Source organism: Accumulibacter sp., from assembly GCF_031732815.1.
Taxonomy (GTDB): Bacteria; Pseudomonadota; Gammaproteobacteria; order Burkholderiales; family Rhodocyclaceae; genus Accumulibacter.
The window spans coordinates 1-2,887 of record NZ_JAVMKF010000260.1 but is presented as its reverse complement, the minus strand read 5'-3'; the positions used below and the strand labels follow the sequence as shown (position 1 = coordinate 2,887).

Annotated in this window: 2 protein-coding genes and 1 pseudogene; 1 reads left to right on the top strand and 2 read right to left on the bottom strand. The window is 63.4% G+C overall.

From position 1 onward, the window contains the following. The first annotated feature begins 88 nt into the window (after nucleotides 1–88). Nucleotides 89–1,552 carry a M48 family metalloprotease gene (locus tag RKP46_RS15360; RefSeq protein ID WP_311107441.1) on the top strand — a complete coding sequence of 488 codons (1,464 nt, stop codon included), beginning with the start codon at nucleotides 89–91 and terminating at the stop codon, nucleotides 1,550–1,552. Between the two features lie 32 nt (nucleotides 1,553–1,584). Here RKP46_RS15360 and RKP46_RS15355 read toward each other — a convergent pair whose 3' ends face one another. Then, nucleotides 1,585–2,640 carry a 2-oxoacid:ferredoxin oxidoreductase subunit beta gene (locus RKP46_RS15355; RefSeq protein WP_300333424.1) on the bottom strand — a complete coding sequence of 352 codons (1,056 nt, stop codon included), beginning with the start codon at nucleotides 2,638–2,640 and terminating at the stop codon, nucleotides 1,585–1,587. Between the two features lies 1 nt (nucleotide 2,641). Beyond that, a pseudogene (locus RKP46_RS15350) lies at nucleotides 2,642–2,887 on the bottom strand (2-oxoacid:acceptor oxidoreductase subunit alpha); the annotation flags it as partial.

Sequence of the window (2,887 nt, the reverse complement as noted above, 5' to 3'; positions counted from 1 at the left end):
CTAACACTTTGTAACCGGCTTCGCCGCACACTTGGTTATCATAGCATCATCCCTTGCGATGCGTGACGAGTCGCGCCTGGAGTCCAACTTGAAGAGAAGCGTTCGTAATGCCGTGCTCGCCGTTCTCGCCATCACCCTTGGCAGCGCTCCGCCGGCGACCCTGGCCGAAGACCTGCCTGATCTGGGCGAAGCGGCGCGCGCCGAGTTGTCGCCGCAGACCGAGCGCAAGATCGGCGAGCGCATTCTGAACGAGATTCGCTTGCGCGAACCGAGCTATATCGACGATCCGGAGGTCTCGGATTACCTCAATCAACTGGGCAATCGACTGGTTGCGGCAAGTTCGAACCCGGCTGGCGACTGTCAGTTCTTCGCCATTCGCGACAATACGGTCAATGCTTTCGCCATGTTCGGCGGCTTCATCGGTGTCAACACCGGCACTATCCTGACTGCGCAATCGGAGTCCGAACTGGCGGCAGTGCTCGCGCACGAGGTCGCGCACGTGACGCAGAACCACCTCGCGCGGCAGATTGCGCGCGAGAAGCAGCAGTCGATCGCGACCATGATCGCCATGGCGCTGGCGGTTCTCGCCGCGCGCTCGAACTCGCAGGCGGCGAGCGCCGCCATCGCCTCGGCGCAGGCCGGAACGATTCAGGCACAGCTTGCCTACAGCCGCGATTTCGAACGCGAAGCCGATCGCCTTGGGCTGCAGACCTTGAGCAATGCCGGCTACGATGTGCGCGCCATGGGCGACTTCTTTGCCCGCCTGCAGCAGGCCGGCCGGGTGTATGAGAACAGTGCGCCGGTCTACCTGCGTTCGCACCCGCTGACCGTCGAGCGCATGTCGGACATGCAGAACCGGGTCGACGGCGCGGTTTACCGCCAGGTGCCCGACAGCCTGGATTTCCATCTGCTACGTGCCAAGCTGCGCGCTCAGATGAGCCCTGCGCGCGAAGCGGCAAACGACTTCGCGCAGCAACTGAAGGAAAGGAAGCACGCTTCGGAAGTGGCTGCGCGCTACGGTCTGGCCTACGCGCTGCTCAAGGCGGGCGATGTGGCGGGCGCACAACACGAGCTCGATGTGCTGCTGGCCAGCAAGGCGTCGTCGCCGATGATCGTCCGTCTGGCCGCCGAGGCGAAGATCGCCGGCGGCAACCCGGCCGCCGCGCTGACCCTCTTCCGCCAGGCCTTGCAGCGCTATCCGCAGTCCAGGGCACTGGTTTACGGCTACGCGGAAGCACTGCTCGGCAACCGCGAATACGATCAGGGCGTGCGTTTCCTCGATGCGCAAATCCAGCTCGCAGCGAGCGACTACAAGCTCCACGGCCTGCAGGCAAAGACCTTCGCCGCCGCCGGCAAGCGCCTGCAGCAGCACCGGGCGCAAGCCGAGTTCTATTTTCTGCAAGGTCAGCTCGGCGCTGCGGTCGAACAGCTGCAGTTCGCGCAGCAATCCACCGACGGCAACTTCTTCGAGCAATCGGCAGTCGATGCGCGGCTGCGCGAACTGCGCAAACTGCAGGCCGAAGAAGCGAAGCAGAAACGCGGCGGGAGCTAGCGCCGGCTTCTGGCCCGCTCCCGGCCTGATCCCTAGCGCAGGCTGGCGTTGATCCTGGCGAGCGCCGCCGAGCCCGGGCAGAGTTCAGCCGCACCCAGCGCATTGAGCGCTTCGTCGACGGTATTAAGCTGGCGGTGCAGGTCGCACGCGTCAGGGTCGACGTAGAGCAGGCCGGTAACGACTTCGCCACGCGCCGCGTGCTCCTGGATGTAGCTCATCGCGCCGATGCGATCGGTCGGATCGTACTCGGCGTGCAGCTTGCGCAGACGGACGATAGATCCATCGTGCTGGCGCACGTCGGTCACTTCGCCGGGCTCGTACTCGACGGTGATCTGCTCGCGCGTGGGCAGGAAGTCGAGGCGATTGACCGCTTCGTTGTGTTCGCGCACGTAGTCGTAGCTTTTCGTACTGCCGCTGTGGTTGTTGAACGCGATGCACGGCGAGACGACATCAATCACCGCCGCACCCTGGTGCGCCATGGCTGAGCGGATCAGCGGGACGAGTTGTGTCTTGTCGCCGGAAAAGCCGCGCCCGACGAAAGTGGCGCCCATGACCAGCGCGAGCATCGCCAGGTCGATCGGCGTGTCGTTGTTCACCTGACCGCGCTTCGACTTCGAACCCTTGTCGGCAGTGGCCGAGAACTGGCCTTTGGTCAGACCGTAGACGCCGTTGTTTTCGACGATGTAGGTCATGTTGACGCCGCGCCGCATAACGTGGGCGAACTGGCTGAGACCGATCGAGGCGGAATCGCCGTCACCCGATACGCCGAGATAGATCAGCTCGCGATTCGCCATGTAGGCGCCGGTGAGCACCGACGGCATGCGCCCATGTACGGTGTTGAAGCCGTGCGAGTTGCCGAGGAAGTAGTCGGGCGTTTTCGACGAGCAGCCGATCCCGGAAAGCTTGGCGACACGGTGCGGTTCAACGTCGAGCTCCCAGCACGCCTGGATGATCGCGGCCGAAATCGAATCGTGGCCGCAACCGGCACAGAGCGTGGAAATCTTGCCTTCGTAGTCGCGTCGTGTGTAGCCGACGCGGTTCTTGGCCAGTGTCGGGTGATGCAGTCTGGGTTTCGCGATGTAGGTCATTTCAGGCCACCCTGTCTTCTCTGAGCGGACGAACGTTGAGTCGTGAGACGCGTTCGGCGATTTCGTGTGTGATGAAACGCGCGGTAATCGGCGTTCCGTCGTAGTGCAGGACTGGGATCAGGCTGGCCGGATTGACCCCGGCTTCGTTGATCAGCAGCGTGCACAACTGGCCGTCGAAATTCTGTTCGAGGACGAAGACCTTCGAGTGCGCGGCGATGAAGTCGGCGATCTCGTTCTGGAACGGGAA

Bases quoted from the DNA above. Each gene is read 5' to 3' on its own strand.
- RKP46_RS15355 (WP_300333424.1), bottom strand. From the start codon at position 2,640: ATGACCTACATCGCGAAACCCAGACTGCATCACCCGACACTGGCCAAG.